The organism is Nitrospirota bacterium, from assembly GCA_016214845.1.
Taxonomy (GTDB): Bacteria; Nitrospirota; Thermodesulfovibrionia; order UBA6902; family UBA6902; genus SURF-23.
In genome coordinates this window covers 17,267-43,727 of the sequence record JACRMS010000028.1, presented here as the reverse complement: position 1 = coordinate 43,727, position 26,461 = coordinate 17,267, and the positions used below count along the sequence as shown (strand labels likewise).

General features: G+C 48.5%; 28 protein-coding genes. 16 read left to right on the top strand and 12 right to left on the bottom strand.

Annotated elements, in window-relative coordinates:
* The first annotated feature begins 8 nt into the window (after window positions 1-8).
* Window positions 9-371, top strand: coding sequence for a cupin domain-containing protein (locus tag HZB61_09465; GenBank protein MBI5056828.1), 363 nt, complete (start codon window positions 9-11; stop codon window positions 369-371).
* A gap of 64 nt (window positions 372-435) precedes the next feature.
* On the opposite strand, the gene HZB61_09460 is transcribed toward HZB61_09465, so the two are convergent.
* The 7 genes from HZB61_09460 to HZB61_09430 all read right to left on the bottom strand — a co-directional run bounded on the left by HZB61_09460 (window position 436) and on the right by HZB61_09430 (window position 8,594).
* On the bottom strand, window positions 436-2,901 hold the full coding sequence (locus tag HZB61_09460) for a molybdopterin-dependent oxidoreductase (GenBank protein MBI5056827.1): 2,466 nt from the start codon (window positions 2,899-2,901) through the stop codon (window positions 436-438).
* Window positions 2,898-4,769 carry an NADH-quinone oxidoreductase subunit NuoF gene (gene nuoF / locus HZB61_09455; GenBank protein MBI5056826.1) on the bottom strand — a complete coding sequence of 624 codons (1,872 nt, stop codon included), beginning with the start codon at window positions 4,767-4,769 and terminating at the stop codon, window positions 2,898-2,900. The genes HZB61_09460 and nuoF (HZB61_09455) overlap by 4 nt, the downstream gene beginning before the upstream one ends.
* A gap of 90 nt (window positions 4,770-4,859) precedes the next feature.
* Window positions 4,860-5,243 carry a (2Fe-2S) ferredoxin domain-containing protein gene (locus tag HZB61_09450; protein MBI5056825.1) on the bottom strand — a complete coding sequence of 128 codons (384 nt, stop codon included), beginning with the start codon at window positions 5,241-5,243 and terminating at the stop codon, window positions 4,860-4,862.
* Window positions 5,244-5,457: 214 nt separating this feature from the next.
* Window positions 5,458-6,327 carry an NAD(P)H-dependent oxidoreductase subunit E gene (locus HZB61_09445; protein ID MBI5056824.1) on the bottom strand — a complete coding sequence of 290 codons (870 nt, stop codon included), beginning with the start codon at window positions 6,325-6,327 and terminating at the stop codon, window positions 5,458-5,460.
* Window positions 6,328-6,449: 122 nt separating this feature from the next.
* Complete coding sequence (locus HZB61_09440) at window positions 6,450-7,214, bottom strand: response regulator (GenBank protein ID MBI5056823.1); 765 nt, start codon at window positions 7,212-7,214, stop codon at window positions 6,450-6,452.
* A gap of 85 nt (window positions 7,215-7,299) precedes the next feature.
* Window positions 7,300-7,848, bottom strand: a complete 549-nt coding sequence (locus HZB61_09435; protein MBI5056822.1) for a sensor histidine kinase — start codon at window positions 7,846-7,848, stop codon at window positions 7,300-7,302.
* 2 nt (window positions 7,849-7,850) lie between these two features.
* The gene (locus HZB61_09430; GenBank protein MBI5056821.1) at window positions 7,851-8,594 is read right to left on the bottom strand and encodes a PHP domain-containing protein; all 744 of its coding nucleotides are present in this window, start codon (window positions 8,592-8,594) and stop codon (window positions 7,851-7,853) included.
* A gap of 215 nt (window positions 8,595-8,809) precedes the next feature.
* Between HZB61_09430 and HZB61_09425 the strand changes: the two genes are divergently transcribed.
* From HZB61_09425 to HZB61_09410, 4 genes are all read left to right on the top strand, one after another.
* Window positions 8,810-9,130, top strand: coding sequence for a hypothetical protein (locus tag HZB61_09425; protein ID MBI5056820.1), 321 nt, complete (start codon window positions 8,810-8,812; stop codon window positions 9,128-9,130).
* A gap of 81 nt (window positions 9,131-9,211) precedes the next feature.
* A complete protein-coding gene (locus HZB61_09420; protein MBI5056819.1) occupies window positions 9,212-10,405 on the top strand; it encodes a DUF4382 domain-containing protein in 1,194 nt (397 codons plus the stop codon).
* 65 nt (window positions 10,406-10,470) lie between these two features.
* Complete coding sequence (locus HZB61_09415; GenBank protein ID MBI5056818.1) at window positions 10,471-11,142, top strand: response regulator transcription factor; 672 nt, start codon at window positions 10,471-10,473, stop codon at window positions 11,140-11,142.
* On the top strand, window positions 11,143-12,540 hold the full coding sequence (locus HZB61_09410; protein MBI5056817.1) for a sensor histidine kinase N-terminal domain-containing protein: 1,398 nt from the start codon (window positions 11,143-11,145) through the stop codon (window positions 12,538-12,540). It begins immediately after the preceding gene.
* A 162-nt stretch (window positions 12,541-12,702) separates the two neighbouring features.
* On the opposite strand, the gene HZB61_09405 is transcribed toward HZB61_09410, so the two are convergent.
* From HZB61_09405 to HZB61_09385, 5 genes are all read right to left on the bottom strand, one after another.
* Window positions 12,703-13,035 (bottom strand): serine kinase, encoded by a 333-nt coding sequence (locus HZB61_09405; protein ID MBI5056816.1) that lies wholly within the window; start codon window positions 13,033-13,035, stop codon window positions 12,703-12,705.
* A 179-nt stretch (window positions 13,036-13,214) separates the two neighbouring features.
* The gene (locus HZB61_09400; GenBank protein MBI5056815.1) at window positions 13,215-13,652 is read right to left on the bottom strand and encodes an ATP-binding protein; all 438 of its coding nucleotides are present in this window, start codon (window positions 13,650-13,652) and stop codon (window positions 13,215-13,217) included.
* A gap of 1 nt (window position 13,653) precedes the next feature.
* Window positions 13,654-14,004, bottom strand: a complete 351-nt coding sequence (locus HZB61_09395; protein ID MBI5056814.1) for a hypothetical protein — start codon at window positions 14,002-14,004, stop codon at window positions 13,654-13,656.
* Window positions 14,005-14,055: 51 nt separating this feature from the next.
* The gene (locus tag HZB61_09390) at window positions 14,056-14,436 is read right to left on the bottom strand and encodes a sigma-54-dependent Fis family transcriptional regulator (GenBank protein ID MBI5056813.1); all 381 of its coding nucleotides are present in this window, start codon (window positions 14,434-14,436) and stop codon (window positions 14,056-14,058) included.
* Entirely contained in the window at window positions 14,433-16,034 is a 1,602-nt protein-coding gene (locus HZB61_09385; GenBank protein MBI5056812.1) for a HAMP domain-containing protein, read from the bottom strand. The genes HZB61_09390 and HZB61_09385 overlap by 4 nt, the downstream gene beginning before the upstream one ends.
* 269 nt (window positions 16,035-16,303) lie before the next feature.
* Here HZB61_09385 and ndhC point away from each other — a divergent pair, with 269 nt between their 5' ends.
* The 11 genes from ndhC (at window position 16,304) to nuoK (ending at window position 26,333) form a co-directional block, all read left to right on the top strand.
* Window positions 16,304-16,660, top strand: a complete 357-nt coding sequence (gene ndhC / locus HZB61_09380; protein ID MBI5056811.1) for an NADH-quinone oxidoreductase subunit A — start codon at window positions 16,304-16,306, stop codon at window positions 16,658-16,660.
* 97 nt (window positions 16,661-16,757) lie between these two features.
* Entirely contained in the window at window positions 16,758-17,276 is a 519-nt protein-coding gene (locus HZB61_09375) for an NADH-quinone oxidoreductase subunit B (protein MBI5056810.1), read from the top strand.
* 40 nt (window positions 17,277-17,316) lie between these two features.
* On the top strand, window positions 17,317-17,847 hold the full coding sequence (locus tag HZB61_09370; GenBank protein MBI5056809.1) for an NADH-quinone oxidoreductase subunit C: 531 nt from the start codon (window positions 17,317-17,319) through the stop codon (window positions 17,845-17,847).
* A gap of 72 nt (window positions 17,848-17,919) precedes the next feature.
* Window positions 17,920-19,137, top strand: a complete 1,218-nt coding sequence (locus HZB61_09365) for an NADH-quinone oxidoreductase subunit D (GenBank protein MBI5056808.1) — start codon at window positions 17,920-17,922, stop codon at window positions 19,135-19,137.
* Between the two features lie 82 nt (window positions 19,138-19,219).
* A complete protein-coding gene (locus HZB61_09360; protein ID MBI5056807.1) occupies window positions 19,220-19,684 on the top strand; it encodes an NAD(P)H-dependent oxidoreductase subunit E in 465 nt (154 codons plus the stop codon).
* 5 nt (window positions 19,685-19,689) lie between these two features.
* On the top strand, window positions 19,690-20,952 hold the full coding sequence (gene nuoF, locus HZB61_09355) for an NADH-quinone oxidoreductase subunit NuoF (GenBank protein ID MBI5056806.1): 1,263 nt from the start codon (window positions 19,690-19,692) through the stop codon (window positions 20,950-20,952).
* 116 nt (window positions 20,953-21,068) lie between these two features.
* Window positions 21,069-23,633 (top strand): NADH-quinone oxidoreductase subunit NuoG, encoded by a 2,565-nt coding sequence (nuoG, locus tag HZB61_09350; protein ID MBI5056805.1) that lies wholly within the window; start codon window positions 21,069-21,071, stop codon window positions 23,631-23,633.
* A 170-nt stretch (window positions 23,634-23,803) separates the two neighbouring features.
* Complete coding sequence (gene nuoH / locus HZB61_09345) at window positions 23,804-24,769, top strand: NADH-quinone oxidoreductase subunit NuoH (protein ID MBI5056804.1); 966 nt, start codon at window positions 23,804-23,806, stop codon at window positions 24,767-24,769.
* 97 nt (window positions 24,770-24,866) lie between these two features.
* Window positions 24,867-25,415, top strand: a complete 549-nt coding sequence (locus HZB61_09340; GenBank protein MBI5056803.1) for an NADH-quinone oxidoreductase subunit I — start codon at window positions 24,867-24,869, stop codon at window positions 25,413-25,415.
* Window positions 25,412-25,927, top strand: a complete 516-nt coding sequence (locus tag HZB61_09335) for an NADH-quinone oxidoreductase subunit J (protein MBI5056802.1) — start codon at window positions 25,412-25,414, stop codon at window positions 25,925-25,927. Before HZB61_09340 ends, HZB61_09335 begins: the two co-directional genes overlap by 4 nt.
* A gap of 103 nt (window positions 25,928-26,030) precedes the next feature.
* The gene (gene nuoK / locus HZB61_09330) at window positions 26,031-26,333 is read left to right on the top strand and encodes an NADH-quinone oxidoreductase subunit NuoK (GenBank protein ID MBI5056801.1); all 303 of its coding nucleotides are present in this window, start codon (window positions 26,031-26,033) and stop codon (window positions 26,331-26,333) included.
* Window positions 26,334-26,461: the final 128 nt, after the last annotated feature.

Sequence of the window (26,461 nt, the reverse complement as noted above, 5' to 3'; positions counted from 1 at the left end):
ATTTTCAGATGCCGACATTGATCAGGAAACCATCCGTCATCACTGCCGCGGGAAACAAGCCGAAGATCATAGAAGAGTATCTCGGAAGGGTGAATTCCAGAACAGAAGACCTGAGCATCGCCAGGATGAAAAGCCCAGGCGGCTGGATCGAGCCCGGCCAGCAGCCTGAGTTTGATGAATATACACTCGTACTCAGAGGTATGCTTCGGGTCACAACAAAAGACAAAATCATAGATGTAAATGCGGGTGAGGCTGTAATCGTTCACCGTGGAGAATGGGTGCAGTACAGCACCCCAGGCAGTGAAGGAGCGGAATATATCGCAGTATGTCGCCCTGCATTCTCACCTGAAACTGTTCACAGGGATGAGTAGAGCTTTCAACTCTATGCTCTCTGCCCTTGCCCTCTGCAACCATTGGAAAGATGTCCGGCAGTCTCTACTTCGTAGCCTCGACATTCACCGCAATGATCGGCGGCTCGCCGTTTGAGGAGGCCTGAGTGAGAGCGTTTATCTTTGCGTAAGGGAAGTGCGTGGGCACAAAGACCGTGCCTTCTGGAATTTCATCTGAATATTGGGCCTTCAGGTACACGGACCCGCGTTTTGAGACCAGCTTCACATGACTGTTATCGAGTATGCCGTGCCTCTTTGCGTCTTCCTCATTTATTTCAAGCAATGCCTCGGAGATAACGAGGTCGAGTGATTTGGAGCTTGTGGACATGCTGCCTGAGTGCTGAAGGACATCCCTTATCACAAGCTTCAGCGGATAATCAGGATTCGGGTCCTCTCCAGGTTTATACTCTACAGGGTTGAACGTCTTTTTCTCCCCTGCCGGGTCGTGGGCTGAGATAAGAGATTTTATTTCCTCCTGGATACCCTGCAGGTTTTTGACTCCCGCGTCTTTGCCCATGGTCAGGGCGAGATTTTTCAGTATCATCCAGTCCGGATATGATTCGCCTGCGGGGTCTGTCAGTTTGTAAACTTTTTGCAGGACGCCTTCTGCATTCATGAAGGTCCCGTCTTTTTCGGCCCAGCTTGACGCGGGCAGCACCACGTTTGCAAGCTTTGCGGTTTCAGTGAGGAAGATATCCTGCACCACGAGGAAATCAAGGGACTTCAATCTCTTTATTATCTTTGCGCTGTCGGGGAATGTGACTGCCGGGTCTTCTCCCATGATATACAGCGACTTGAGCGAGCTCTCTTCACTGTAAAGCATCTCGAAGACGCCCATGTTCAGCGGCTGCTGGAAGGGCCTTACGCCCATCTGGTAGAGACCGTAGCTGTTTGAGTAGTTCGCGGGAATTTGCAGGGCCTCAGGGCTGTCACCTAAAAGATTGACGAGGTTCGCGGCGGCAAGCACTGTGTCCATGCCTTTTGTGTTTTCAGACGCGCTGACAGTAAGTGAGACCATCCTGCTCTTTGCCTTTGCAAATGTTTCTGCGGCAGAGATGATTTCATCTTCCGGGATGCCTGTAATATCTGAGACGTTTTTAAGGGTGTAATTTGCCAAGGCTGATTTTAGAGACGAGAAACCTGATATCTTTGACGCGGCGTCTTTATCATAAAGTTCCCTGTCGATGATGACTTTCATTAATCCGTTTAAAAAGGCGACGCCTGTGCCGTCCTTGATACTGAGCCACTGCGTGCTGTGTTTTGTCAGCTTTGTCTCTCTTGAGTCAGCGACAATGAGTTTAGCGCCTTCTCTTTTTGCCTGGAGGATGTTAAGCCCGTACACCGGGTGTGTGACGCTGATGTTTGATTCGATTATAAGGATGGCCTCTTTGCCCAGAGGATATCTCAGGTCTATGGGATGGTTTTTCCCGCCGAAGGACATTTCCCATGCCTTCTGCACTTTGTTGTAGCCGAATGCGGCGGAGGAATCAATATTGTTTGTTCCGATTACCTTCCTCATGAATTTTTGCAGGACATAATTATCTTCGTTGGTGCATCTCGGAGAGCCGATGGCTCCTATTGAAGCCGCTCCGTGATTTTTTATCACAGCGTTCAGTTTGTTTGAAATATAGGACAAGGCCTCTTCCCATGAGACAGGGACCAGTTCGTCGCCCTTTTTAATTAACGGTTTTTTCAGGCGCTTTTCGTTGTAGATATAATCAATGCCGAACCTGCCCCTTCCGCAGAGGTTTCCGTCATTGACGCCTTTGCCTTCCTCTCCCCTGGACCTCAGTATCTTTCCTTCCCTGATGCCGATGGTGAGGGTGCAGCCGACGCCGCAGAACGGGCAGATGGTGTCCTTCTCTTCAAGGAACCACGAGCGCGAAGTGAATTTATAAGGCTTGCTCAGTATCGCCCCCGTGGGACAGATGTCGAGGCACTGCCCGCAGTAATCGCATTCAAGTATCTCACCGAAGGCGGGCTGAACGACTGTGGGAAAACCTCTTCCGATCAAACCGAGCGCGCCTCTTCCCTGGTGTTCAGCGCATATCCTCACGCACTTTCCGCAGAGTATGCATCTTCTTGAGGTCAACTCGATCAACGGCCCCCTGACGTCTGCCGTGGCCTCTTTCCTGTGTCTTAAAAAACGCGCTTCGGGCTTGCCGCATTCATAAGCAAGGTCCTGCAGCTGGCATTCACCCGCCTTGTCGCATTCAGGACAATCGAGCGGATGGTGGACTAAAAGCAGCTCGATGACCGTCTGGCGCAGCTTCCTGAGTTTGGGCGTGTCCGTGGTGACGACCATGCCGTTTTCAGCAGGGGACGAACAGGCCGCAAAGAGCCTCGCCTGTCCCTCGACCTCAACTATGCACAGCCTGCATCCGCCGTAGGGCCTGAGCCTTTTGTCGTAGCAGAGGTTGGGTATATGAATATTGTTTTTCAGCGCGGCCTGCAGTATTGTCGCTCCGTCTTCAGCAGTAATTTTTTTACCGTTAATGGTCAGATTAATCATCCCTTGACCTCCTCAACTTTCTCAACCTTCTCCAAAAGCTCGCGCATGGCTTTTATGTCTTTGCACCCTTTCGGGCCTATCTTTATTGATCCGAACTTACATGTGTCGTAACAGTTCCTGCATTGTATGCAGAGCTCCTGGATGATCCGGTGGGGCTGTTTCTTCTCGCCGACGATCGCCTGCTGTGGGCATCCTCTTAAACATGCGCCGCATCCTTTGCAGAGGTCTTCAAATATATGGAAGGAACAGAGGTTCCTGCATATGCCCGTCTTGCACCAGTTGTCAATGATGTGTGATTCATATTCATTTTTAAAATATCTGATCGTCGAAAGGACAGGGTTTGGGGCTGTCTGCCCGAGACCGCAAAGAGACGTTAAAATAATGTCCCTGCTCAGGTCCTGAAGCGTTTCAATGTCACCGTCTTTTCCCCTGCCCTCCGTGATGTCGGTGAGCATATCAAGCATTACCCTCGTGCCGACTCTGCACGGCGTACATTTGCCGCAGGATTCGTCAGCGGTGAATTCAAGGAAAAATTTTGCAGTGCTCACCATGCAGGTGTCTTCGTCCATGACGACCATGCCGCCTGAACCCATGATGGCGCCGGTCTTGACAACGTCTTCATATGTGACCGGGATATCAATATGGCTTTCAGGGATGCAGCCTCCTGAAGGCCCTCCCATCTGCACTGACTTGAATTTCTTTTTCTTGTTCTTCATCCCGCCGCCGATGTCATAAATTATGGTCCTCAGCGGGATCCCCATCGGGACCTCGACAAGGCCCACGTTCCTGATGTCGCCGGTGAGGGCGAATACTTTTGTGCCGGTGCTTTTTTCAGTGCCCAGGGTTTTATACCAATCAGCCCCGTTCAGAATGATCGGCGCTACCTGGGCGAGGGTTTCGACATTGTTCAGGACCGAAGGCTTGTCCCATAAACCTTTGTGGGCAGGGAAGGGCGGTCTTGGTCTCGGCATCCCGCGCTTGCCTTCAATTGAGCGCATGAGCGCGGTCTCCTCACCGCATACGAACGCACCGGCGCCAAGATATATTTCAAGGTCGAAGTTAAAGCCGCTGCCGAGAATATTTTCTCCTAACAGTCCCGCCTCGCGGCATTTGTCTATTGCCAATTGCAGGCGCTTTACCGCCAGCGGATATTCAGCTCTTACATAAATAACGCCCTTGCTCGCGCCAATGGCCTTTGCGCCTATCATCATTCCCTCTATTACCGAATGCGGGTCTGCCTCCATGACCGACCTGTCCATGAACGCGCCGGGGTCTCCTTCGTCTCCGTTACATAGCATGAATTTCTGGTCCGCAACCGACTTTGATGCGAAATCCCATTTCATTCCCGTTGGAAATCCCGCGCCGCCGCGCCCCCTGATCCCTGAGTCTTTCATGACCTTTATTATGTCCGCTGACGTCATTTCATGGAGGGCCTTTGCGGCAGCCATGTAGCCGTCCCTTGCAATGTATTCGTCAAGGCTTTCAGGGTCTATCAAACCTTTGTTTCTCAGGACCCTCAGCACCTGGTGTTTGAAGAACGGTATGTCCTTCATCAGGGGGATCGCCGACTTTTTCTCCGGCTCCCTGAACATCAATTTTTCATAAGGACGCCCTTTAAGAAAATGTTCTTCAACAAGCTTTGGAATATCTTCAACGGTGAGCTTCTGGTAAAAAATCTCATCAGGATAAACGAGCATGACAGGCCCCTCAGCGCAGAACCCGTTACACCCGGTGAGTACGATCTTTATCTCATCGGCAAGCCCCCTCTTCTGCAGCTCTTCCTGCAAGGCAGCTTTTACCTTGGGGGTCCCGCTTGCTACGCAGCCTGTTCCCGCACACATTAGTAAGTTTGCACGATACTTTTCCATTACAATCTCCTCTGAGAATAGGGGTTGGGGGTTAGGGCTTAGGGGTTAGTGAAAAACCAATCCCCAATCCCTGACCCCTAAGCCCTGCTTTTAATACGTTGTTTCACTTCCTGCAACCAGCGCGTATTTTTCTACAGGGTTGCCGCCCAGAACGTGCTCTTTAAATATCTCTCTCAGCTTTTCTGCTGTCAGGTCGCCGTATTTCACCGGCGGTTTGTTCAGCACCTCAACGGTTATCATCGGCTCGCGCGCGCAAAGCCCAGCGCAGCCTGAGGTTGTTGTAATTATGTCTTCAGCCTTTGACTGGGCTATTTCATCAAGCAGGGCCGCCATGATCTCTCTCGCTCCGGCGGCGATCCCGCATGTGCCCATGTGGACTGTGACCTTCGCCCTGTATCCGCCTTCCCTGAGAGTGAAGGTGGCGTGCTGTTTTTCCTTTATCTTCTTTAGGTCCTCAATGGTTAATCTCGCCATGTTGACTCCTTTATGTCCACAGATTACGCAGATTTCACAGATAAAATATTTATTGTTTACAAACTGTATCAGTCATTCCGGCTTGTCCGGAATCTTTCTTTAAGAAGGATTCCCGATGCGCTTCACTTGCGGGAATGACATACATTCGTGTTTCACATTTATCCAATATCCAAATAACAATCTGTGTTCATCTGTGTCATCTGCGGATATTTTTTCATTTATACTGTTCGATGATCTCAGGCACTTTCTTCGGGCTCATTGCGCCGTAGGTCTCATCATCAATGACCATGACAGGCGCAAGGCCGCACGCGCCGAGGCAGCGGACTGTTTCCAGAGAGAATTTTTTGTCCGAAGTCACTTCGCCGACTTCCAGTTTCAAATCTTCTTTTATCTTGTTCAGGACTTCTTCAACCCTTTTAACGTAACACGCAGTGCCGAGGCATATCCTGATGTTGTGGTCGCCTCTGGGCTTCATTGTGAAAAAGGAATAGAAGGTAACAATGCTGTGGATCTCAGCAGGGGTTATATTCAAACCCCTTGCGATGCGTTTCTGCACAACAGGAGGGAGATAACCCACTATCTGCTGGCAGCGCTGCAGCACGGGTATCGAACTGCCGGGTTTATTTTTATACTGTTTTATCACCCTGTCTATTTCCTGGATCATGGAAGGCGGGAATTCTTCTTTGACTTCCTCTGTTACAGGGACTTTTCCTTTTACCCATTCAACCGCTCTTTGGGTCACGTCAAGAAGCACTGCCGGGGTAAAAGGTTTCGGAACGTAATCAATAATGCCTAATTCAAGCGCGTCTTTGATCGTGTCCTGCGAAGGATAGCCTGTGATTATCACTATCCCCGTGTCAGGTCTTTTTTGCTTGATCCATCTGATAAGGGTTATGCCGTCAACTTCAGGCATCTTCAGGTCAGTGAAAACGAGGTCGTAGGGGTTTTGCTCCATCTTGAGTATCGCGTCTTTTCCGCTCAGCGTACCTTCGATGTTATATCCTTCGGCCTTGAGCACGGCCACGCAGCTTTTTATAACAATAGGCTCATCGTCAACGACAAGGATTTTCAGATTGTCTGCCATCAAAAGCCTCCCTAACTTTCAAGAATACAGAAATATTATAGAAGTTATGAAGTTAAGAAATTGAGAAGATAAGAAGTCTCAACTTCACACCCTCTCAACTTCATAACTTCAGTTACTTGTTGCTAACTTCCTATCGGCAATACTTTTGCAAGCCACAGGAGCCAGCCTTCGGACAAATGGTCTTTCAATAGAGCGACCATTACATCGTTCGCCTTTGTATTGACTTCAGTTATTTCCCCGTTCATCGGAGAAAGCAGTTCGCTCCCCTGTCCGCCGCTTGAGTAAATTCTTGCGAAGGGCCTCCCCGCTTCCAGTTTATCTATGTCCTTCATTAAATCAACGTACATGAGATTTCCCGCCAACATCCAGTATCTGAGATCGCAGCCGATCTCCCACATGCCGTCCTTGACGGGCCTTGCCCAGGTCCCTTCCTTATAAAAGATGACCGGATTTTCCTGGTCCCTCAGCGGGGTGACGGAATCCCTGAACTCGTCGATGAACGCCTGCCTGAGGATCCAGCCCCTTGTGTCGAAGATCTTCTTTGCGACATTGATCATGAAATCAGGCGTGAAGGGCTTTTCAATATACTCATGAGCGCCGAGCCTTGTGGATTCCCTTGCGTCTTCGAGCGTGGGATAGCCGGTGATTATTACAACGTCCGTCTTCGGCTTGATGACCCGTGCCTCTTTGAGCACGGTCATGCCGCTGATATCAGGCAGTCTTACGTCGGAGATGAGGAGGTCGAAATCTTCCTTGGCGAGTTTATTGAGGGCGTCTTCTCCTTTTTCGACAGTTGAAATGCTGTAGCCTTCTGCGCCGAGTATTCTCTTGCAGCTCAGGGTCACAACAGGATCGTCATCGAGTACTAATATTCTGCCTTTTTCCATACAGCCCCCTTCGTCATATATATTTTTTTGCCTGACTCCATAGGTAAAATAATATGTGCTGATTTAATTAATGGTACGTTCGAGCCTATTGTATCATAATGTTTGTACTAATTAACCATGCGCTTATATCATCTTTAATAATTTTTATCACATCGGGTAAATTGATCGGAACATCATCCAATTCCTTCTTGATTTCAGAGGTATTCAGGACGTAAGATTCATCATTTCTCCTGTGCTCATAAATGAAATCAACATCAGGATTCGAGGCGATCAGGACGATCATTGTCTTGCAGATATCTCCAAGAGGCTTCCTGTCGATATGGTCAAACTGAAAACGCGCGCTGATCGTTGTGCCTATGCCCGACCCCGTTTTTATAGTCAGATCACCATTACATTCCTTTGCCGACTGCGCAAGCAGCGGGATGCCCAGGCCTGTCCGCTTGCACTTTGTGGTAAAGAAAGGGTCATGGACCTTTTTCAGCATCTCCTCATCCATGCCCCTGCCGTTGTCGCTTATTTCAACGGAGAGAATATTTACTTTGGTGTCTTCAACGATCTTTATCCCGATCTCTGTGGCGCTTGCGTTTATCGAGTTCTCAACGATGTCGAGGATGTGTAATGAAAGGTCTTGCATGATTACCCCCACTCCACCTTTCTTCCGTCAATGTTTTTCATGGCCAGTCTCATCTCCTCCAGTGTCGGCCGGTTTATGAGGAAGGTGGTTGTTCTTTCTCCGATGTCTTTCAGCCAGTGTGCATCCGAGGAAGTTGTCCAAGCAAATGAGGCGTAGTCATTATATAAAAGCACAGCTTTCCCCCTGTCGGTCCTTGGCGACATCTCAAGCGCGTCAAAATTTAAATCCTCAGGAATGAAGCCTAACTGTGATACGATGCTGAAGGCGTCCCTGTCAATGTGCGAAGCGATGGCAATGCCGCCTAAAGTGTGTATCGTGTCAACGATTGTCTTTGCGGGCAATGATGTCGCTCCGATGAGCAGGCGTTTATTAAAATCCATGACCTCGTCTTTTTCATTTACAACTATCTGCTCGCCGAAGAGTTTTTCGTCGTTCTCTCCCGGCAGCAGATTGTCGTACACGATATCCTGTAATTTCATAATTCCTTCAGCATCATCAAAGAGCGCAAGGATGTGCGCTTCCTCCGAGGATGTTACCTCCATCCCGGCAAGCACTGTCAGTCCTGAATTTTCAGCGGCCTTCCGGGCGGCGATTATATTTTCCGCTGAATTATGGTCGGTGATAGCGATGATGTCTATGCCTCTTTCAAGCGCCGTTCTTACTACAGCGGATGGGCTCATTTCAAGGTCGGCGCACGGGGAGAGGCATGTGTGGATGTGGAGGTCGGCCTTAAACGGTTTCAGCATTTTGTATCATATTTCTTTTTTGACTTTTCTGTAAACCCCGTTATGGTTTTCTATAGCTGCGTTTTAAACTAAAATACAATGCGTTAGGAAAGTTGTTTCCCTGCGGGACGTAAGATTTTAATCTTCCTTTAATCTTGGTTTGATATAATCATTTTTATAAAAGGTATGACAAGGAATGCAGTTCAGAATAAGAACAAGAAACAGGAGGTGATGCTTTGAAGGTCTTATCAGCTGTTCTGTCTATCGGATTGATAGTTGCTTTGACTGCGGGGGTTGTGTTCGGCAGCAATGATGACGAAGAGCATAAACATCATAAGAGATATGAAAGCAAGCTCTACGGTACGATAGAGGAACTCCCAAAGGGGTTAATAGGGACCTGGATAGTGAACGGGAGAGAGATACTGGTCACATCCGATACCCTGATTGAGGAGGACCACGGAAAGGCTGAGACAGGCGCATATATTGAGGTGAAGGGCGGACATGAAGGGAAAGGGTTTTCCGCGGATAAGATCGAGATCAAAAAGGCCAGGAAGTGAGGCGTGATCTCTGTTCGCCGGGAAATGCATCACATAAAAAATGCTCAATGCTGAGCAGAAAAAATTCAGGAGGTTAATAACATGATTACCAAAGGAAAAAAAATGCTTTTGCTGTTAGGGGCAATAAGTGTTGCATTGATACTTGCGTACTGTAGCGGCGGAGGCAGCGGAGGCGGCTCAGGTTCAGGCGGAGGCTCAAACAGTTCAGCAGGGGCGAAAAGCGTCGGGGTGTTTTTAACGGATGACCCGGCAGACCAGTTCCCCGCGATAACGGTAACTGTTTATGAGATCAATCTGTGTTCTGACAATGACTGTACAACCAAGGAGAACCTCTACATAAATGCAACGGGGCTTTCAGTTGACCTTGCAAAGCTTAACGGTGTTCTCCAGTTAATAACAACTGCCACCTTCCCTGCGGGGACATTTAACAGGCTTGAGATCATCATCGGGAACATGGCAAGCATAACGGACAACAGCGGCGTTGCTCATAACGCTTTCTTTTCCGACATGGATGAAAAGCCAAACAAGCCTGATACAGTGCAGTGCCCGGCAGATGGCAGCAATAAATGCTTCATAAGGTTTAACGGCAGGGTCCAGCCATTGAGCTCAGATAAGCTCGTGGTTGATTTTGTCCTTAAAGAGTTTGAGGTAAAAAAGTATTCGTGTACAAGTCCCGCTGATACATCTTCGTGGTGTATAACAGAAGTAAAGATGCAGCCGATTACATCTGAAAGCGAGATAGAGGCTTCGGAATTTGATCTGCACGGGACATTGACTAATGTCGGGGCTGACAGTATAACCGTCAAACACATGAGCACGGATTTTACGGTTAACCTCACGGGCAGCACGATCTGCGAAGTGAATGATATAAACTATTCCGGCGCGGCGAACTGCCTGAATGCCCTCACCCTCAATACTTGTCTCGAAATAAAGACATCCGATGATCTGTCTTCAACAACTACAATCACTGCAACCAAGATAGAAGCTAAATCATCATCATCGGATTGTGAAGGTTCTGATTCCGGCAGCGATGAAGGTGAAACGCACCAGAACAGGGAACTCAAAGGAAAGGTTGCTACTAAAGGCGCAGCCGATTTCACATTAGACACGGCCCCGGCCCCGATCACTGTCACTGATAACACAGTGTGCAAATACACACAGGGCATGATGGGTCAGGGCGAAGCCTGTTTTACCGACCTTCAGACAGGATGGATCGTGGAGGTCAAGATCAACAGCGACACCAATGCGGCTATCAAGATAGAGCTTGAGGACTAAAAACATCCTGCACAGGCAGCCAGGCAAAATGCCTGACTGCCTGTGCAGACTTTGTTCCAAATCCTATGCGTTTACTTATAGTAGAAGATGAGAAGAAATTAGCGGGGATACTGAAGAAGGGCCTTGAAGAAAACGGCTTTGTTGTGGAATTATGTTTTGACGGCGAGGAAGGGCTTTTCATGGCAGAGACATATTCTTACGACGCTATCCTTCTTGATATCATGCTTCCCAAAATGGACGGGCTTACAGTCCTGAAAAAGATCAGGGCAAAACAAGTAGCCGTGCCGGTCCTTATGATAACGGCGAGAGGGGAAGTTGATGACAGGATAAAGGGGTTGAATACCGGGGCGGACGACTACATTGCAAAGCCGTTTGATTTTTCAGAGCTGCTTGCAAGACTGAAGGCCGTTATAAGAAGAAGCAGGAGCAAACCCTCGTCAACCATCGGTATAGGCGACCTCGAAATAGACATGAACTCCATGACCGTAAAGAGAGGCAACAGGGAGATCAAACTTTCTTCAACCGAATATAAACTGCTTGAATATCTCGCGCTCAACACCGGCAAGGTAATAAGCAGGACCGAACTTACCGAGCATATTTATGATTCGGAGTTTGATCTTGACAGCAACGTGATAGACGTCTATATCAACTATCTGAGAAACAAGATTGACAAGGGACGCGGCAAACAGCTTATTCGAACGGTAAGAGGCGCAGGCTATGTCCTGGAAAAGGAGTAAGTGAAGATATTCCCCAAATCCATCAAGGGCAGGTTATTCTTCTGGTTCCTCAGTTTGACGTCCATTCTGCTTATTACCGTCAGTCTGTTCCTCTATCATGAGGTAGAGCGGATCATCTTTGCCTCTGTTGACCGGGCGCTCCATTCGCAGCTTCAGGTCATTACGGGTTTACTTCACGAAGAAGACGGCAGGATAGAGCTTGAACTCTCCGAGATCATCGCAGGGGCGTATTCCATCCCGCGCTCGGGACATTACTACCAGGTGCTGATGAACGGAAGGCTGCTTGCGGCATCACCTTCACTTGCCGATGAGGATATTAATTTAACATCAGCCAAACTTGAATATTACGATGAAGCGCTCAGTGAAAGGGTCTATACATCCGTCGGGCCAGACAACGAACCGGTGCGGATAAAACAGCATGACCTTGACTTCCTCGGCATTCCCGTCAGCGTATTTGCCGCCGAAAGCATCGCTGACAGCCTTGAGATGATCAATATGTTTAAACGTTTTTTGCTGATCGCGGCTTCCGTGGGTATCCTTATAATCAGTTTTGCAGGGCTGTGGGCGGCAAATCATTCTTTGGATCCTTTAAAAATATTTTCTTCCGATATCGAAAACATCACCCATAAAACCCTCAGCAAGAGGATAGACGTTGAGGCAGTGACCAATGAGCTGTCCGTGCTCGCGGATTCTTTCAATGCGATGCTGGACCGGCTCCAGAAGGCGTTTGAGACGGAGCGGCGTCTTGTCGCTGATGCGTCCCATGAGCTTAAGACACCTGTTACTGTGATAAAGACCCACTGCGACGTCCTGCTTCAAAAGGACAGGACAAAGGATGAATACGTTGAAGCGTTGAGTACGATCAGGACCGTCTCTGAGAACATGGGCAGGCTTATAAAAGACCTGCTTTCCCTGGCGCGCCTTGATTCGGGGATGCTGTCTCCGGATGGTTTTAAGATCGTATCTTTAAATGAATGCATCCGGGAAGCGGCGCAGATGGCAGTGCCGCTGACAGAAAAGAAATCCGTAACAATAAATACGGTCCTTAAAGATGACATTAATATAACGGGAAATAAAGACAGGCTCACCGAGGTATTTCTGAACATAATTGAAAACGCCGTGAACTACAATAAGGAAAACGGAGCAGTGGAAATTACCACGGCAAGAAATAACAATACCGCAGTGATCTCAGTCTTAGACACAGGCCCCGGCATCGGGCAGGACGATCTGGAAAAGATATTTGAACGGTTTTACAGGGCGGACACTTCAAGAAGCGAAGACGGCACCGGCCTTGGCTTGAGCATATCAAAGATAATTGTAGAAGCGCACGGCGGGAACATTAAAGTGGAAAGCGCATTTGGAAAGGGCAGCCGGTTTTTAATTAATTTGCCACTGTAAAAAAGACTTTTTAGCCACGAATCACACGAATAAACACGAATGAAAATAAAAAATAAGACCAGAAGCAATTATCATGATTTAAGAAAATAAGCTTATCCGCGTATATCAGCGAAAATCTGCGGCCTGATATTTCGTGATTATTCGTGTGATTCGTGGCAAATGTTATTTAAGAATCTGATAAATTTTGCCTGACGCCTCGAATGAAGGCAACGCGGTCGTCAGTATTGTGACCTTTTCCTGTTCAGCTTTTTTAATGGTCTCTTCCTGCGCCTGCCTGCCTCCGACGATTATAATAGCGGAGAGGTCTTTCATGCTTGCAACAGCAACAATATTCAGATGGGTCTGAAGGGTTATCCAGACATTCCCCTTTTTGCTGTTTCCCATCACATCGGAAAGCAGGTCGCTGACATATGCCCCGGTTATGTCATTTCCAAGGCCGTCATTAAATGATCTGACATCCAGAGACAATTGATCAACAAGGTCTTTGACTTTCATATCGGTTCTCCTTTTAACTATTAACCACAGAGGTCACAGAGGAATTTTATTGTCCACAGATTTCGCAGATTGCACAGATTTTCAATAGGAGTTTTTTCTAACTCTGTGCAATCTGAGAGATCTGTGGATTGTTTTATTTTTATCTCCGTGTCCTCTGTGGTTATCTGTTATCTAAAAGGTTAAGGAAAATTTATGACCATCTCCACTGTTGTGCCTTCGCCGACAACCGAGTCGACTGTGAATGTATCGGAATTTTTTTTCATGTTCGGCAGCCCCATGCCCGCGCCCCAGCCCATTTCCCTGACCCATTCAGGCGCCGTGGAATAGCCTTCCTGCATTGCCAGTTCAATGTTCTCGATTCCGGGACCCATGTCTTCTATTCTTATTTTTATGCTTTCAGGGGTGATGTAGTAATGAAGCCAGCCCGCGGCCGCGTATATTATCACGTTCATCTCAGCCTCAAAGGTCGCTATGGTCGCGCGCCTGATAATTTCCTCATCGACACCGATCTCAGCGAGTTTATGTTTCAACTGGGTGGAGGCCTCACCGGCGGTTGAAAAATTCCCGCCGATCAATTGAAAAATACCGTCTATATTTCCAGTTATATTTAAAGCCATCTTATTTGGTCAGACAGCCCGGCAGGCCCGCGCTGAACAGTCTTCCTGATGCGGTGTACATGCAGCACGGCGTGCTGAGGAGCGGGATCTTCTTTTGCCTGGCCAGCTCGATAGTTAACGCGTCAGGCTTTTTGTTCAGGACGAACACTATTGTCTTTATGCCGGCGATCTCAGCGGTCCTGATAACATGCGGCTGGGTAAGGCCGGTTATGAGCAGGGAATTCGGGGTGTGGTAATACAGCACGGCGCTCATCATGTCGGCGCTGCATGCGTTTACAATCTGAACGTTTAAATCATCTGAATCTGAAATAATTGTTGCGTCAAGGATCTCTGCTATCTCTTTGAGAGTCATTTTTTTTCAATTAAGGATGAAGGCGGAAGGATGAAAAAGATGCCTTCCTCATTAATCCTTTTTAATGTCCCCTGAATTTTCAAAAACCTCTTTGACAGCAGCAACCAGCGTGTCGGGGGTAAATGGTTTTTCAATAAAATTATACGCGCCAAGTCTGAGGGCCTGCACAGCAGTCTCGACGGTGCTGTAACCAGTGACCATAACGACCTTGGTATTCGGCCAGTTTGTGTTGATCAGGTTTAAAACCTCGATGCCGTCCATGTCAGGCATCTTCAGGTCAAGCAGGACCAGTCCGAAAGTCTCTTTCCTGAGGAGCTCAACTCCCTCCCTGCCGCTGGCCACTGTTTTCACTTCATAGCCTTCCGGTCCAAGGGCCCTTTCGCAGCTTGTCCTTACAATCGCTTCGTCGTCAATTACCAGTATTTTTTTCATTTTCCCTCTTCCGCTAAAGGTAGTCTAACAAAAAAGCTTGTACCTTTGCCAACGGCGCTTTGCACCTTGATATAGCCGCCCAAATGTTTAACGATACCGTGGCTGACGGAAAGTCCAAGCCCCGTGCCTTTCCCAACAGGCTTCGTTGTAAAGAACGGTTCAAAGAGCTTCGGCATGTCCTCTTCTTTTATACCGCTCCCCTCGTCAGTAAATTCTATCTCCACATAGGCTTTATTGTTTTCAGTCATCCTGCGGGTTGCAACAAATATATTGCCCCTGCCGTTCATGGCGTCAGCCGCGTTGATGAACATATTCAGGAATATCTGCTGGAATTGCGACGGGTCGCCGACAATTATAAACTGGAAAGTCTCCAGGTTAATATTGAACTTGATGTGATGGAACTTCTCCTGGTTCTGCACCATGAATATGGTCCGGCTCAATATGTCGTTTATGCTGACCTTCCCTTTTTCAGAGGGCGTGGCGCGCGCAAAGGTCAGAAGGTTTTTTATTATCTTTGAACACCTCTCCGCCTGTTCGATGATGACATTCAGGTCTTCCGACTCAGAGCTGTTTGCCGGAAAACGCTTCTTTAAAAGATATGCAAAAGTTACAACGCCTGTCAGCGGGTTGTTGATTTCATGGGCCACGCCTGCGGCCATCCTGCCGAGAGAGGCGAGTTTTTCAGTCTGCATGAGGTTCGTGTGGGTCTTTTGGATCTCCTCCGTCTTCTTTGCTACCTCCGCTTCAAGTGTCTGGGTAAATTTCTCACTCTGGTCGCGTGCCGCCTTCAGGTCTTTGATCATAGAGTTAAATGTCTGGGCCAGCACACCCATCTCGTCCGCGGATTTTATTGAGACGGAGTAATTGAGATTGCCGCCAGCGACCTCCTCCATGCCGCTGACTAAGTCTCTGACAGGCTTGGAAACGATCTTGTAGATAATTATTCCGAGGAACACCGACACGGCAATAACGAATATTACAACGTAGGCTGTAAGGGCAAGACCCTGCTTGAAAAGCGCCTCGTCAAGAAATGCCAGGGACAGGTCCGCCTCGACAAATCCGAGGATCTTCTGCCCTTCGGGATGCGCGTGACAACTTGCAGTAGAACAGCCCGGTTCATTCGGTATCGGCCCGACAATTTTAAGGTGAGTGGCGCCTTTGTCCTTGTAAACAGACCATACCTGAGGCGTCTGCAGGAGCGCCGGAGACTTAGCGGGTTCAACATGGCAGCCCTTGCAAGCGACAGAGTTCTTATCGATGATCTGCCCTACGCTTTGTTTGTGCGAGCAGAAGAGTATGGTGCCTTGATGATTATAGATTCTTACTCTCCTGACGCCCTCAGGTGTGGCGAGAGTTTCAAGCACCCGCTGTGTCTCTTCGCGCTGGAATGTCAGCAGGCTGTGATGAATGCTCTCTTTTGTAAAATTCACGAAGGACCCGCCGTATTTTACGGCTATGGACCTGATGTCCACTTCCTGTTTCTTCAGGATGGCATACCAGAAAATAAAGCTTACGATGCTGATCAGCAGGCCGATTGCAATGACGAGTTTTGTCGCAATGGATTTTTCGGGGTTTCTGAAATTGAAGATGGTCTTCATAATGGGGAGTATTATAGGATGCTTTTGAAATTTTTAAAAGGACAAAATGAAAGGATTTCATTTTCTTATAAAGCGCCTTTAAAAATCGTAACGCGTGATGCGTAACGCGTAATGGGTGCAAAGAACAACTTATAACGCATTACTCATGACGGCTTTAACAGGTATCGCGCGGTCCATTTCCTGTAAGCGTTATAGAACGATAAACAAGATTAATTTGACAAGGGTGTCTGTTTTTTTGTATAAAAAACAGCGTTATGCCAGGAACATTTATTCCATCAGATTATTTCCCGGTTGTAATCATTGTGCTGATTGCGTTATTCATCGGGCTCGGCTCCCTGGTAATCGGAATCCTTGTCAGGCCCAGGAGGCCATATACGCAAAAGCTCTTCCCTTATGAATCAGGAAACCCCCCGGTCGGCGAACCGCGATACAAATTTTCCGTTAAGTTTTACATCGTAGCAATGCTCTTTGTCGTGTTTGACGTTGAAGCGGTTTTCCTGTATCCGTGGGCGGTCGCTTATGATAAACTCGGAATATTCGGCTTTGTAGAAATGATGCTGTTCATGTTCATCCTCTTAGTCGGCTATATATATGTCTGGAAGAAGGGCGCGTTCGAGTGGGAATGAAAAACCGTGAAGCGTTAAGCGTAATGCGTAAAGTGTTTGAACAAAATATCCATTACACATTACTCATTACGCATCACGAATTACGAAGGTCCATTAAATGATAATACCGGGAACGGATTTAATAGAAGTCGAAGAAGGCACAAAGATCATACCGGGAGGCAACACCATCATTACCTCCCTCGATAAGGTCATTAACTGGGGAAGGAAAAACTCTCTCTGGCCCATGACCTTCGGCCTTGCCTGCTGCGCCATTGAAATGATGGCAACCGGCGCAAGCCATTACGACCTTGACCGTTTCGGGATAGTGTTCCGCGCCTCTCCAAGACAGGCCGACGTTATTATTATCGCAGGTACGGTAACAAAGAAAATGGCCCCTGTTGTCAGAAGGGTTTACGACCAGATGCCTGAGCCCCGCTACGTGATCGCAATGGGCAGCTGCGCTTGTTCAGGCGGGATATTCAATACCTACTCGGTCGTTCAGGGATGCGACGCCTTTCTGCCGGTAGATGTTTATATCCCCGGATGTCCGCCAAGGCCCGAAGCCCTGATGGAGGGGTTAATAAAGCTTCAGGACAAAATGGAAAAGGAATATTTCAGATGGAGCCCGTGGAGATGAAAAGCTCATAGCTTACAGCTATCAGCTTATAGCTAATAAAATGGAACCATTAGATATAGCAAATAAGATCAGAGAAAAATTCCCGCTTGATGTCGTGGACATCACGAGCTTCAGGGACCAGGTCTTTGTAAGCGTAAAGTCGGAAAGGACCACTGACATATGCCGCTACCTTTATGAAGACCCTGATGTCAGTATGAATTTTTTAGCTGACCTGTGCGGCGTTGATTACCCGGACAAGAAATTTCGTTTTGAAGTGATTTACAACCTTTATTCCATAAAACATAATCACAGGATCATTCTGAAGGCCCTGATACCGGAAGACAACCCAACCGTTGACAGCGTTGTGCCGATCTGGAACGGCGCCAACTGGCATGAGAGAGAGGCCTGCGACATGTTCGGGATTATTTTTAACGGGCACCCTGATCTGCGGCGCATACTGATGCCTGATGACTGGGAAGGGTTCCCTCTCAGGAAAGATTATCCTTTGAAGGGGAAAGAAGGCGTGGAGTACAGGGGATTTGAAGAGCTGAAAGAGTTGCACACTCATGACAAAGAGTGGAGTATTTCGTAATACACAGTTTCTTAAACTGAATTAAACGGGTTTCTTAATTTTAAAATTATAATTTGATACTCAATCTGTGCCATGAAAAACAATAGCGAAGTTTTAAACAACACAGAAAGCGTCCGGCTGGCTACGAAGGAGCTGACCCTGCAATTAGGGCCCCAACACCCGGCCACTCACGGCGTTTTGAGGATTGTTCTGGACCTTGACGGAGAGACCATCGTCAAGTGCACTCCGTATGTCGGGTATCTTCACAGGGGCGTTGAGAAACTCGCGGAGCACAGAAATTACCTCCAGATAATGCCGCTCACCGACCGCCTTGATTACATATCTTCAATGTCAAACAACATCGGTTACTGCGAGGCGGTGGAAAAATTGTTCGGCATTGAACTGACGGAGAGGACAAAATTCATAAGGACTATTGTGGGCGAGATGAGCCGTATCGCAAACCATCTCCTGTGGCTTGCCACCCACGCCCTTGACATCGGCGCGATGACGGTATTCCTCTACTGTTTCAGAGAAAGAGAAAAGATACTCGATCTGTTTGAAAGGCTTTGCGGCGCGAGGCTCACGGTTAGCTATCCAAGGATCGGCGGGCTGAAGAACGATGTCGATCCCCAATGGCTTGACGACCTTTATAAATTTACCGCCGAGTTTCCCATGAGGGTGGACCAGTACGAGACCCTTATTAACAAAAACCGCATATGGCTGCGCCGCACAAAAGGAGTCGGAGTTATCTCCGCTGAGGAGGCAATTAACTGGGGCTTGAGCGGGCCTGCTTTAAGAGGTTCCGGTGTCCCCTACGATATTAGAAAAGTAATGCCTTACGGGGCGTATGACAAGGTGAAATGGGAAGTGCCCGTGGGCAAGAACGGCGACATCTACGACCGTTACCGGGTAAGGATGGACGAGTTCCGCCAGTCAAATTCGATCATACGGCAGTGCATAGAGATGCTGCCTGAAGGGCCTATCATGGCTGACGCCCCGAAATTTATTTTGCCTGCGAAGGACAAGGTCCTTACAGACATGGAACATCTTATTCACCATTTTGTGCTTATAACAAAAGGGCCGCAGACAGCGCCTGAGGGAGAGATTTACGTCGCTACAGAAGTCCCGAAGGGTGAACTCGGATTTTATTTTGTAAGCGACGGCACGGGTAAACCATACCGCATGAGGGTAAGGTCCCCTTCCTTTGTGCATGTTTCGGCATTGCCCAAGCTCTGTGAAGGAGAGCTTATCGCGGACATAATAGCGAATATCGGGAGCATAGATATAGTGCTCGGAGAGTGTGACAGGTAAAGGAAGGGATCAGGGACTGGGGATTAGGGGTTAGTTAAAAAAACTAATCCCCGATCCCTAACCCCCAACCCCATTTTTAACTATGTTTAACGAAACTGTTTTAAAAGAGATCAACGATATAAGGGTGAAATATCCTGACCGGAGGAGCGCGCTCCTGCCGTCGCTTTATATCGCGCAGAGGGAATTCGGATGGCTCAGCCATGAGGCCATGCTGTGCGTTTCAAAGGCACTGAACCTGCCTGAGGCTGAGGTCAGAGGGACAGCGTCCTTTTACGCGATGTTCAAGAACAAGCCGGTGGGACGCCACGTGATACAGCTCTGCACAAACATTTCGTGCATGGTCCTGGGCGCGGAAAAACTGGTGGATTTCATCGGCAATAAATACGGTGTCCAGCCGGGCGGCATAAGCCAGGACGGCAGGTTTTCACTTGTGATAATGGAATGCATAGGCGCCTGCGGCACCGCGCCTGCGATGCTTGTCGACACTGATTTCTACGACAACCTCTCTGAACAGAGGATAGAAGAAGTCTTAGGGAAATATAAATAGGGACAATGGAAAAATTTTTATTAAAGAACATTGAAAACCCCAACTCAGCCGACGTGGACGAATACGTCAAGGTCGGCGGATACAGGAATTTATCCAAGGCCCTTTATATGCAGCCAAAGGACATACTCGAAGAAGTAAAGAAGGCGGGGCTCAGGGGAAGGGGCGGCGCAGGTTTCCCGACCGGCATGAAATGGAGTTTCGCAATGGCGGACCCGAAATTCCCGAAATATCTTTTATGCAATGCCGACGAGGGCGAACCGGGCACATTCAAGGACCGTCCGATACTCGAAAAAAATCCGCACCTCCTGATAGAGGGCATGACGATCTCAGGATACACGCTCGGCTCTGAATACGGATATATATATATCAGGGGCGAGTACCCTTACGCGAAAGACGTCCTCAAAAAAGCGATACAGCAGGCATATGAAAAGAATTATTTAGGCGACAACATCCTCGGTAAAGGAAAGAGGTTCCACCTTGGCGTTTACCAGGGGGCAGGCGCGTATATCTGCGGAGAAGAGACCGCGCTGATTGAATCCATCGAGGGCAGGAAAGGACAGCCGAGGAACAAGCCTCCGTTTCCGGTGAATGTCGGCGCGTGGAACATGCCGACAATCGTCAATAATGTTGAGACGCTCTCCAATCTTCCATACGTTCTTGAGATAGGCGGGGAAGCCTATTCAAAGATAGGAAGCAAAGACTGCCCGGGGCCAAAGTTATACAGTGTAAGCGGCTGCGTTGAGAAACCGGGGGTATACGAACTTCCGATGGGCACAAGCCTGAAGGACATTATTTACAAACACGCCGGGGGAATCAGGAACGGAAAGAAATTGAAGGCCGTGATACCGGGCGGAATTTCCACGCCGGTGCTGCCCGCCGCAAACATAGATTGCGCGATGGACTTTGTCGCGATGCAAAAGGCCGGGAGTATGCTTGGCTCAGGCGCGGTAATTGTCCTTGATGAGTCCGTGTGCATGGTCAAGGTTACATACAGGGCGCTGAAATTCTTTGAACATGAATCATGCGGCAAATGCGTCCCTTGCAGGGAAGGAACAGAATGGCTCAGAAAAATTCTTCACCGTATAGAGAACGGGCAGGGAAGGGAAGGGGACATTGAACTGCTGACCGATGTCACATGGATAATGTCAGGCAAGACCTTTTGTCCCCTTGGAGACGGGGCCGCGGGAGTTGTTACAGGCATGTTGAAATATTTCAGGAATGAATTTGAGGAACATATAAAAAACGGGAAATGTGAATTTGTCAGTTAGAATTTATTCTTTGCGTCATTCCCGCAGTCTGTTGAGCGGGAATCCAGAGAATAAAAAATAGATTCCGGCTTAAGGACTGCCGGAATGACAGACAAAATGGAATTTATAAACTAATTATGATAACACTGACCATAAACGACAAAGAGATCACACTGGAAAAACCGGTGACCGTGCTTGAAGCGGCGAAGCAGGCGGGGATAAAGATCCCCACCCTCTGCTACCACGAGGCTGTGAAACCCTTCGGAGGGTGCAGGCTTTGCGTGGTGGAGGTTGAGAGGATGCCGAGGCTTCAGACCGCGTGCACCCTGACCGCTGCTGACGGCATGATCGTAAGGACGGAGTCCGAGACAATCTCCAGGGTGAGGCGCGGGATACTGGAATTTCTGCTCATCAATCATCCGCTGGACTGCCCTTACTGCGACAAGGCTGGAGAGTGCGAGCTGCAGGACCTCGTGAAAAAATACGGGCCTACGGTGGGCAGGTTCAAGGAAGAAAAACGGAGGGTCCCGGAAAGCCACAAGGACCAGATACTCGCCAGGAACATGGAGAGGTGCGTTGTCTGCACACGATGCGTCAGGATGTGCAGCGACGTTCAGGGCGCTTCCGCTATTTCAATTATGGGGAGGGCCGGACATTCGAGGATGGAGCCTTTTTCTTCGGCCTCATTTAACTGCGAATACTGCGGCAACTGCCTGACGGTCTGTCCCGTTGGCGCGATACTCAGCCGCCTCTACATTCACAGCTTCAGGCCGTGGCAGGTGGACAGGGAAGTGGAGACGGTCTGTTCATACTGCGGCGTCGGGTGCTCCCTTGTGGTGCAGGTGAGAGATGAATCCATTAAGCGCGTGATACCCAAAATCGGTTTTGGATTAAACAAGGGCCTTCTCTGCTCAAGGGGCAGGTTCGGCTACGAATACATAAACAGCCCTGACAGGCTTAAGACCCCTCTTGTCAGAAAGAACGGCAAGCTTGAGGAAAGCACCTGGAGCGAGGCATTGTCCCTTATCGCCGACAGACTGACAAAGATCAAACAAGCGGACGGCGGTACTGCCATCGCGGGCATCGCCTCGCCGAGATGCTCAAATGAAGACAACTATGTGTTCCAGAAATTCATGCGCATGGCTTGCGGCACAAACAATATCGATTCGATATCAAGGACGGGATTCGCGGCAGCGCAGAAATATTTTGAAGACGTGTTAGGCCAGGGCATAACAGCCAATATCATAGAGGGACTGAAAAATTCAGAGACCATCTTAGTGCTCGGTGGCGATCCTACCGCTGTCAATCCGATACTCGGCCTTTCCATCAGGGAGGCTGCAAGGAGAGGCGCGAAGATTATCGTACTCGGCAACGCAAAAGGGCTTGAGAGATTCAAGACCCTTCAATTGGTCCCAGATGTGTTTAAGGAAGCCGATGTGCTTGACGCCCTCTTAGTTGAGCTCTCTCATGCCAAGGGTGTGCGCGGCGAGATCTCAGCCGTAGACAAAGGGATCAGGATGCTTTCTGAAAAGTCAGCCGGGAATAAAAACGTTCAGGGCTTCGATGAACTTAAAAACATACTTCTGAACAGCCCTTCCACATCCATTGTCCTGGGTATGGATATTATGCAGCGCACAGACGGGCACAGGGCGCTTTTCGCCATTGCCGGACTTACATATTTACTTGAGGCGAGGCTGTATCTTCTCTCTGAAAAACCCAACGAGCAGGGACTCATTGACGCGGGATGTGTTCCCGACATGCTCCCCGGCGGAAGGCCGCTCAGTATCCATGACTTCAAGAGAAAATTTGAAGACGCATGGAACGGAGCTGTCCCTGCTGATGACGGCATGACCCTCTTTGAGATCATCGCAGGCGCGAGGGACAAGAAAATAAAAGCCTTATATATCATGGGAGAGAATCCCGTGTTCAATCTTCCGGGCAGGTCTTCTATAAAAGATTCCCTGAAGGCGCTCGATTTCCTTGTGGTGCAGGACATCTTTCTTACCGAGACCGCGGAGATCGCCGATGTGGTTTTACCCGCCCTGGGATGGACGGAGAAGACAGGCACATACACAAACCTCGAACGCAGGATCCAGTTGCAGAAAAAAGCGGTGGAGGTATCGCACGGCATGGAAGACTGGAGGATCGTCTCCGAGGTATCTAATAAAATGGGATACAAAATGGAATACTTGGAACCAAAGGACATCATGGATGAGATGGCAAAGGTCTCTCCTCTTTACCGCGATCTGACATACCGTGAAATAAGCCTGGGAAACTCTTTATGGCCTTATCTCGGAGAGCCTCTCAGAGGAGAGACAAGTGAAGTGCCTGAGGCGTCCTATGCCTCAAATCAATATAAAGAAGACTTCTACCTGTCGGTTGAAAAACCGCTGTATCATTCAGGCACGCTTTCAAGAAGGTCGCCGGCACTTCTGAAAATATATCCAGAGCCGGCCCTGAAGGTCGGAGCGAAGAGCGCCGAAAGGCTGGGTTTGAATGAAGGTGACAGGGTGCAGTTCTTCACCCAGACAGGAAGCAGGGAGGCGGCCGTTTCCATTGATGACTCAATTAAGGACAACAGGGTTTATTTCAGCAACAATTTTCAGGGCGGCGGAGTTTTCAGTTTAATGACCTGCAATATTGATAAAGTAACAAAGGCCCCCGGCATCGAGGGCTGCGAGGTAAAGATAAAAAAATTGTAAAAGTTTTTTTAAAAGTTATAATGGATGCAAAATGTCATGCTGAATTTATTTCAGCATCTATGCAGAAGAAGTTAATCATGAGACCCTGAAACAATACTGAATCAAGTTCAGCACAAGGTTCAGGGTGACAGAAAACAGAAATTAGGTAAAAAACTATGACAATGACGGACATGTTCTGGATATTCCTGAAGACATTTATAGCGGTCAATGTGCTTTTGCTTCATGTGGCGTATGTTGTGTATTTCGAGAGGAAGGTCATCGGCCATATGCAGGCCCGGCTCGGGCCCATGAGGGTAGGCTGGCACGGGCTGCTTCAGCCGATTGCGGACTTTCTGAAACTGTTCTTTAAGGAAGACATCATTCCCGCAAACGCGGACAAGCCGATATTCTATATAGCCCCTGTCATCGGAGTGATTTCCGCAGTGTCTTCGCTTGCGGTCATACCGTTATGGAAGAATTTTTCAATTGCCAATCTTAATATCGGAATTTTATATATGCTGGCGCTTTCATCTATCGGCGCCTACAGCGTCATACTTGCCGGATGGGCGTCCAATTCAAAGTATTCGTTCCTTGGCGGTTTGCGCTCATCGGCGCAGGTCATCAGCTACGAAATTTCTATGGGGTTGAGCCTCGTCGGCATCATGATGATGTCGAGCAGCGCGAACCTTTCGGATATAGTCAGTGCGCAGTCCGGCGGGCACTGGTTTATCTTTTCACAGCCGGTTGCATGTTTAATATTCGTCATGTCGGCAATTGCCGAGACGAACAGGGCGCCCTTTGACCTGCCGGAGGCAGAGACCGAGCTTGTTGCGGGCTATGCCACGGAATACAGCGGGATGCGCTTCGGCCTGTTCTTTATGGCTGAATACGCGGGGATGTTCATTATGTCGGCGCTGGGCACCATCTGCTTTTTGGGCGGATGGAACGGCCCTGATTCTGGAATATTCGCCGGTGTCCCGAAGATCGTCTGGCTTTTGCTGAAGATCTACGGCTGTATATTTATCTATTTCTGGATAAGGGCTACCTTGCCAAGATACAGATATGACCAGCTAATGAGCCTCGGGTGGAAGTTATTTATACCTCTGGCATTGGCGAACGTAGTGGTGACGGGGTTGATAAAAATTTTATGGAAATAGGAAGGTGCAACAAAATTTAATGATGTCACCCTGAACTTGTTTCAGGGTCTTAAAAGAGAGATGCCGAAACAAGTTCGGCATGACAATAAAAAGAATTATGACAGCCAACGAACTCATTAAAAAAGTATTTTTCATTGAGATCCTCCAGGGGCTTGCCCTCACCTTTAAGCATATGGTGACACCCGCGGTCACGAGGCAGTATCCAAAGGAGAAGAGGGAGCCTTTCCCCGGTTCAAGGGGGCTCCACGCGCTTGTGAAGGACCCTGAGACGGGCAAGGAGAAATGCGTGGGCTGCGGCCTCTGCGCTGCAATATGCCCTTCGCAGTGCATACATATTTATACAAGCGAAGACGAAAACCACAAAAAAGTTGTGGACAGATATGAGATAGAAGTACTGAGATGTGTTTACTGCGCGTATTGCGTGGAGGCCTGTCCGTTCGGGGCGATCGCGCTTACCGACCACTTTGAATATTCCGGCTACACCAGGAAGGAATTTTATTATACAAAGGAACGCCTCTTGGAAAACTGGGACAAATACATGGCAGGTGATAAGGGGAAAATGTACCTGGAGAAATTCTGGAGGCCGAAAGCAGTGGACTTCGGAGCTCAGCAGGTAATTAAAGAGGAAGAGAGGACACGGCAATGAGCACACCGCAGTTGTTCTTTGTATATTTTGCGGTCATGATGACAGGATTGTCACTCATGGTGGTGACGAGGAAGAACCCGGTCCACAGCGTTTTGTATATGCTTATACTCTTTGCCCACATCGCGGCGCTTTACCTTTTCCTGAACGCTGAATTTCTGGCCGCCATACAGATAATAATATACGCCGGAGCGATACTTGTCCTGTTCCTGTTTGTCATCATGATGCTTAATTTGCGGAAGGAAGAGACGGAGAAGAGGTTCCAGAAGCAGTGGCCTGTTGGAATAGGCATCGGCGTAGTCCTTGTGGTGTTCTTAATTATGATAGTCGGCAAGATTACCGTGGTCCCGCCGTTAGGACCATACAGTATAGACGCGGTAAGATCGGACGGCCATATGATGACCGTCGGCAAGGTCTTATACTCTGAATTTTTGCTGCCCTTTGAGATAGCGTCGTTGATCTTATTGATAGCAGTAGTGGGCGCGGTAGTTTTGGCAAAGAGGAAACTGGAATAATATGTAGATAGTAGTCAGTAGTTAGTAGTTAAGGGGGAGGCCGGTTTTTTCCCTGACTACCAGCTACTGACTACTGACTACCTTTTTTATGAGGAGGTTTTAATTGGTCCCGTTAAGCTGGTACATATTACTTAGCGCGGTGATGTTCAGCATCGGCGTGTTCGGTTTTCTTTCAAGGCGTAATTTGATACTTATATTTCTGTCCCTGGAACTGATGCTGAATTCCGTGAACATCAGCCTTGTGGCGTTCAGTCATTATCTTCAGTCCATGAGAGGGCAGATACTCGTGTTTTTCATCATAACCGTCGCGGCTGCCGAGGCCGCGATCGGGCTGGCGATACTGATCGCGTTTTACAGGAACAACCCCACTATCAAGGTGGATGAGATCAATTTGATGAAAGGGTAAATGACAGAACACAGAACAAAGAGGACAGACTGGCGGACTGTCACCCTGAACTCGTTTCAGGGTCTATCAACAAAGAGATGCTGAAACAAGTGAAACATGACATGAAACAGCATGAACATTAAAATGAG

Bases quoted from the DNA above. Each gene is read 5' to 3' on its own strand.
- HZB61_09465 (MBI5056828.1), top strand. From the start codon at position 9: ATGCCGACATTGATCAGGAAACCATCCGTCATCACTGCCGCGGGAAAC.
- HZB61_09460 (MBI5056827.1), bottom strand. From the start codon at position 2,901: ATGATTAATCTGACCATTAACGGTAAAAAAATTACTGCTGAAGACGGA.
- nuoF (MBI5056826.1), bottom strand. From the start codon at position 4,769: ATGGAAAAGTATCGTGCAAACTTACTAATGTGTGCGGGAACAGGCTGC.
- HZB61_09450 (MBI5056825.1), bottom strand. From the start codon at position 5,243: ATGGCGAGATTAACCATTGAGGACCTAAAGAAGATAAAGGAAAAACAG.
- HZB61_09445 (MBI5056824.1), bottom strand. From the start codon at position 6,327: ATGGCAGACAATCTGAAAATCCTTGTCGTTGACGATGAGCCTATTGTT.
- HZB61_09440 (MBI5056823.1), bottom strand. From the start codon at position 7,214: ATGGAAAAAGGCAGAATATTAGTACTCGATGACGATCCTGTTGTGACC.
- HZB61_09435 (MBI5056822.1), bottom strand. From the start codon at position 7,848: ATGCAAGACCTTTCATTACACATCCTCGACATCGTTGAGAACTCGATA.
- HZB61_09430 (MBI5056821.1), bottom strand. From the start codon at position 8,594: ATGCTGAAACCGTTTAAGGCCGACCTCCACATCCACACATGCCTCTCC.
- HZB61_09420 (MBI5056819.1), top strand. From the start codon at position 9,212: ATGATTACCAAAGGAAAAAAAATGCTTTTGCTGTTAGGGGCAATAAGT.
- HZB61_09415 (MBI5056818.1), top strand. From the start codon at position 10,471: ATGCGTTTACTTATAGTAGAAGATGAGAAGAAATTAGCGGGGATACTG.
- HZB61_09405 (MBI5056816.1), bottom strand. From the start codon at position 13,035: ATGAAAGTCAAAGACCTTGTTGATCAATTGTCTCTGGATGTCAGATCA.
- HZB61_09400 (MBI5056815.1), bottom strand. From the start codon at position 13,652: ATGGCTTTAAATATAACTGGAAATATAGACGGTATTTTTCAATTGATC.
- HZB61_09395 (MBI5056814.1), bottom strand. From the start codon at position 14,004: ATGACTCTCAAAGAGATAGCAGAGATCCTTGACGCAACAATTATTTCA.
- HZB61_09390 (MBI5056813.1), bottom strand. From the start codon at position 14,436: ATGAAAAAAATACTGGTAATTGACGACGAAGCGATTGTAAGGACAAGC.
- HZB61_09385 (MBI5056812.1), bottom strand. From the start codon at position 16,034: ATGAAGACCATCTTCAATTTCAGAAACCCCGAAAAATCCATTGCGACA.
- HZB61_09375 (MBI5056810.1), top strand. From the start codon at position 16,758: ATGATAATACCGGGAACGGATTTAATAGAAGTCGAAGAAGGCACAAAG.
- HZB61_09370 (MBI5056809.1), top strand. From the start codon at position 17,317: ATGGAACCATTAGATATAGCAAATAAGATCAGAGAAAAATTCCCGCTT.
- HZB61_09365 (MBI5056808.1), top strand. From the start codon at position 17,920: ATGAAAAACAATAGCGAAGTTTTAAACAACACAGAAAGCGTCCGGCTG.
- HZB61_09360 (MBI5056807.1), top strand. From the start codon at position 19,220: ATGTTTAACGAAACTGTTTTAAAAGAGATCAACGATATAAGGGTGAAA.
- nuoF (MBI5056806.1), top strand. From the start codon at position 19,690: ATGGAAAAATTTTTATTAAAGAACATTGAAAACCCCAACTCAGCCGAC.
- nuoG (MBI5056805.1), top strand. From the start codon at position 21,069: ATGATAACACTGACCATAAACGACAAAGAGATCACACTGGAAAAACCG.
- nuoH (MBI5056804.1), top strand. From the start codon at position 23,804: ATGTTCTGGATATTCCTGAAGACATTTATAGCGGTCAATGTGCTTTTG.
- HZB61_09340 (MBI5056803.1), top strand. From the start codon at position 24,867: ATGACAGCCAACGAACTCATTAAAAAAGTATTTTTCATTGAGATCCTC.
- HZB61_09335 (MBI5056802.1), top strand. From the start codon at position 25,412: ATGAGCACACCGCAGTTGTTCTTTGTATATTTTGCGGTCATGATGACA.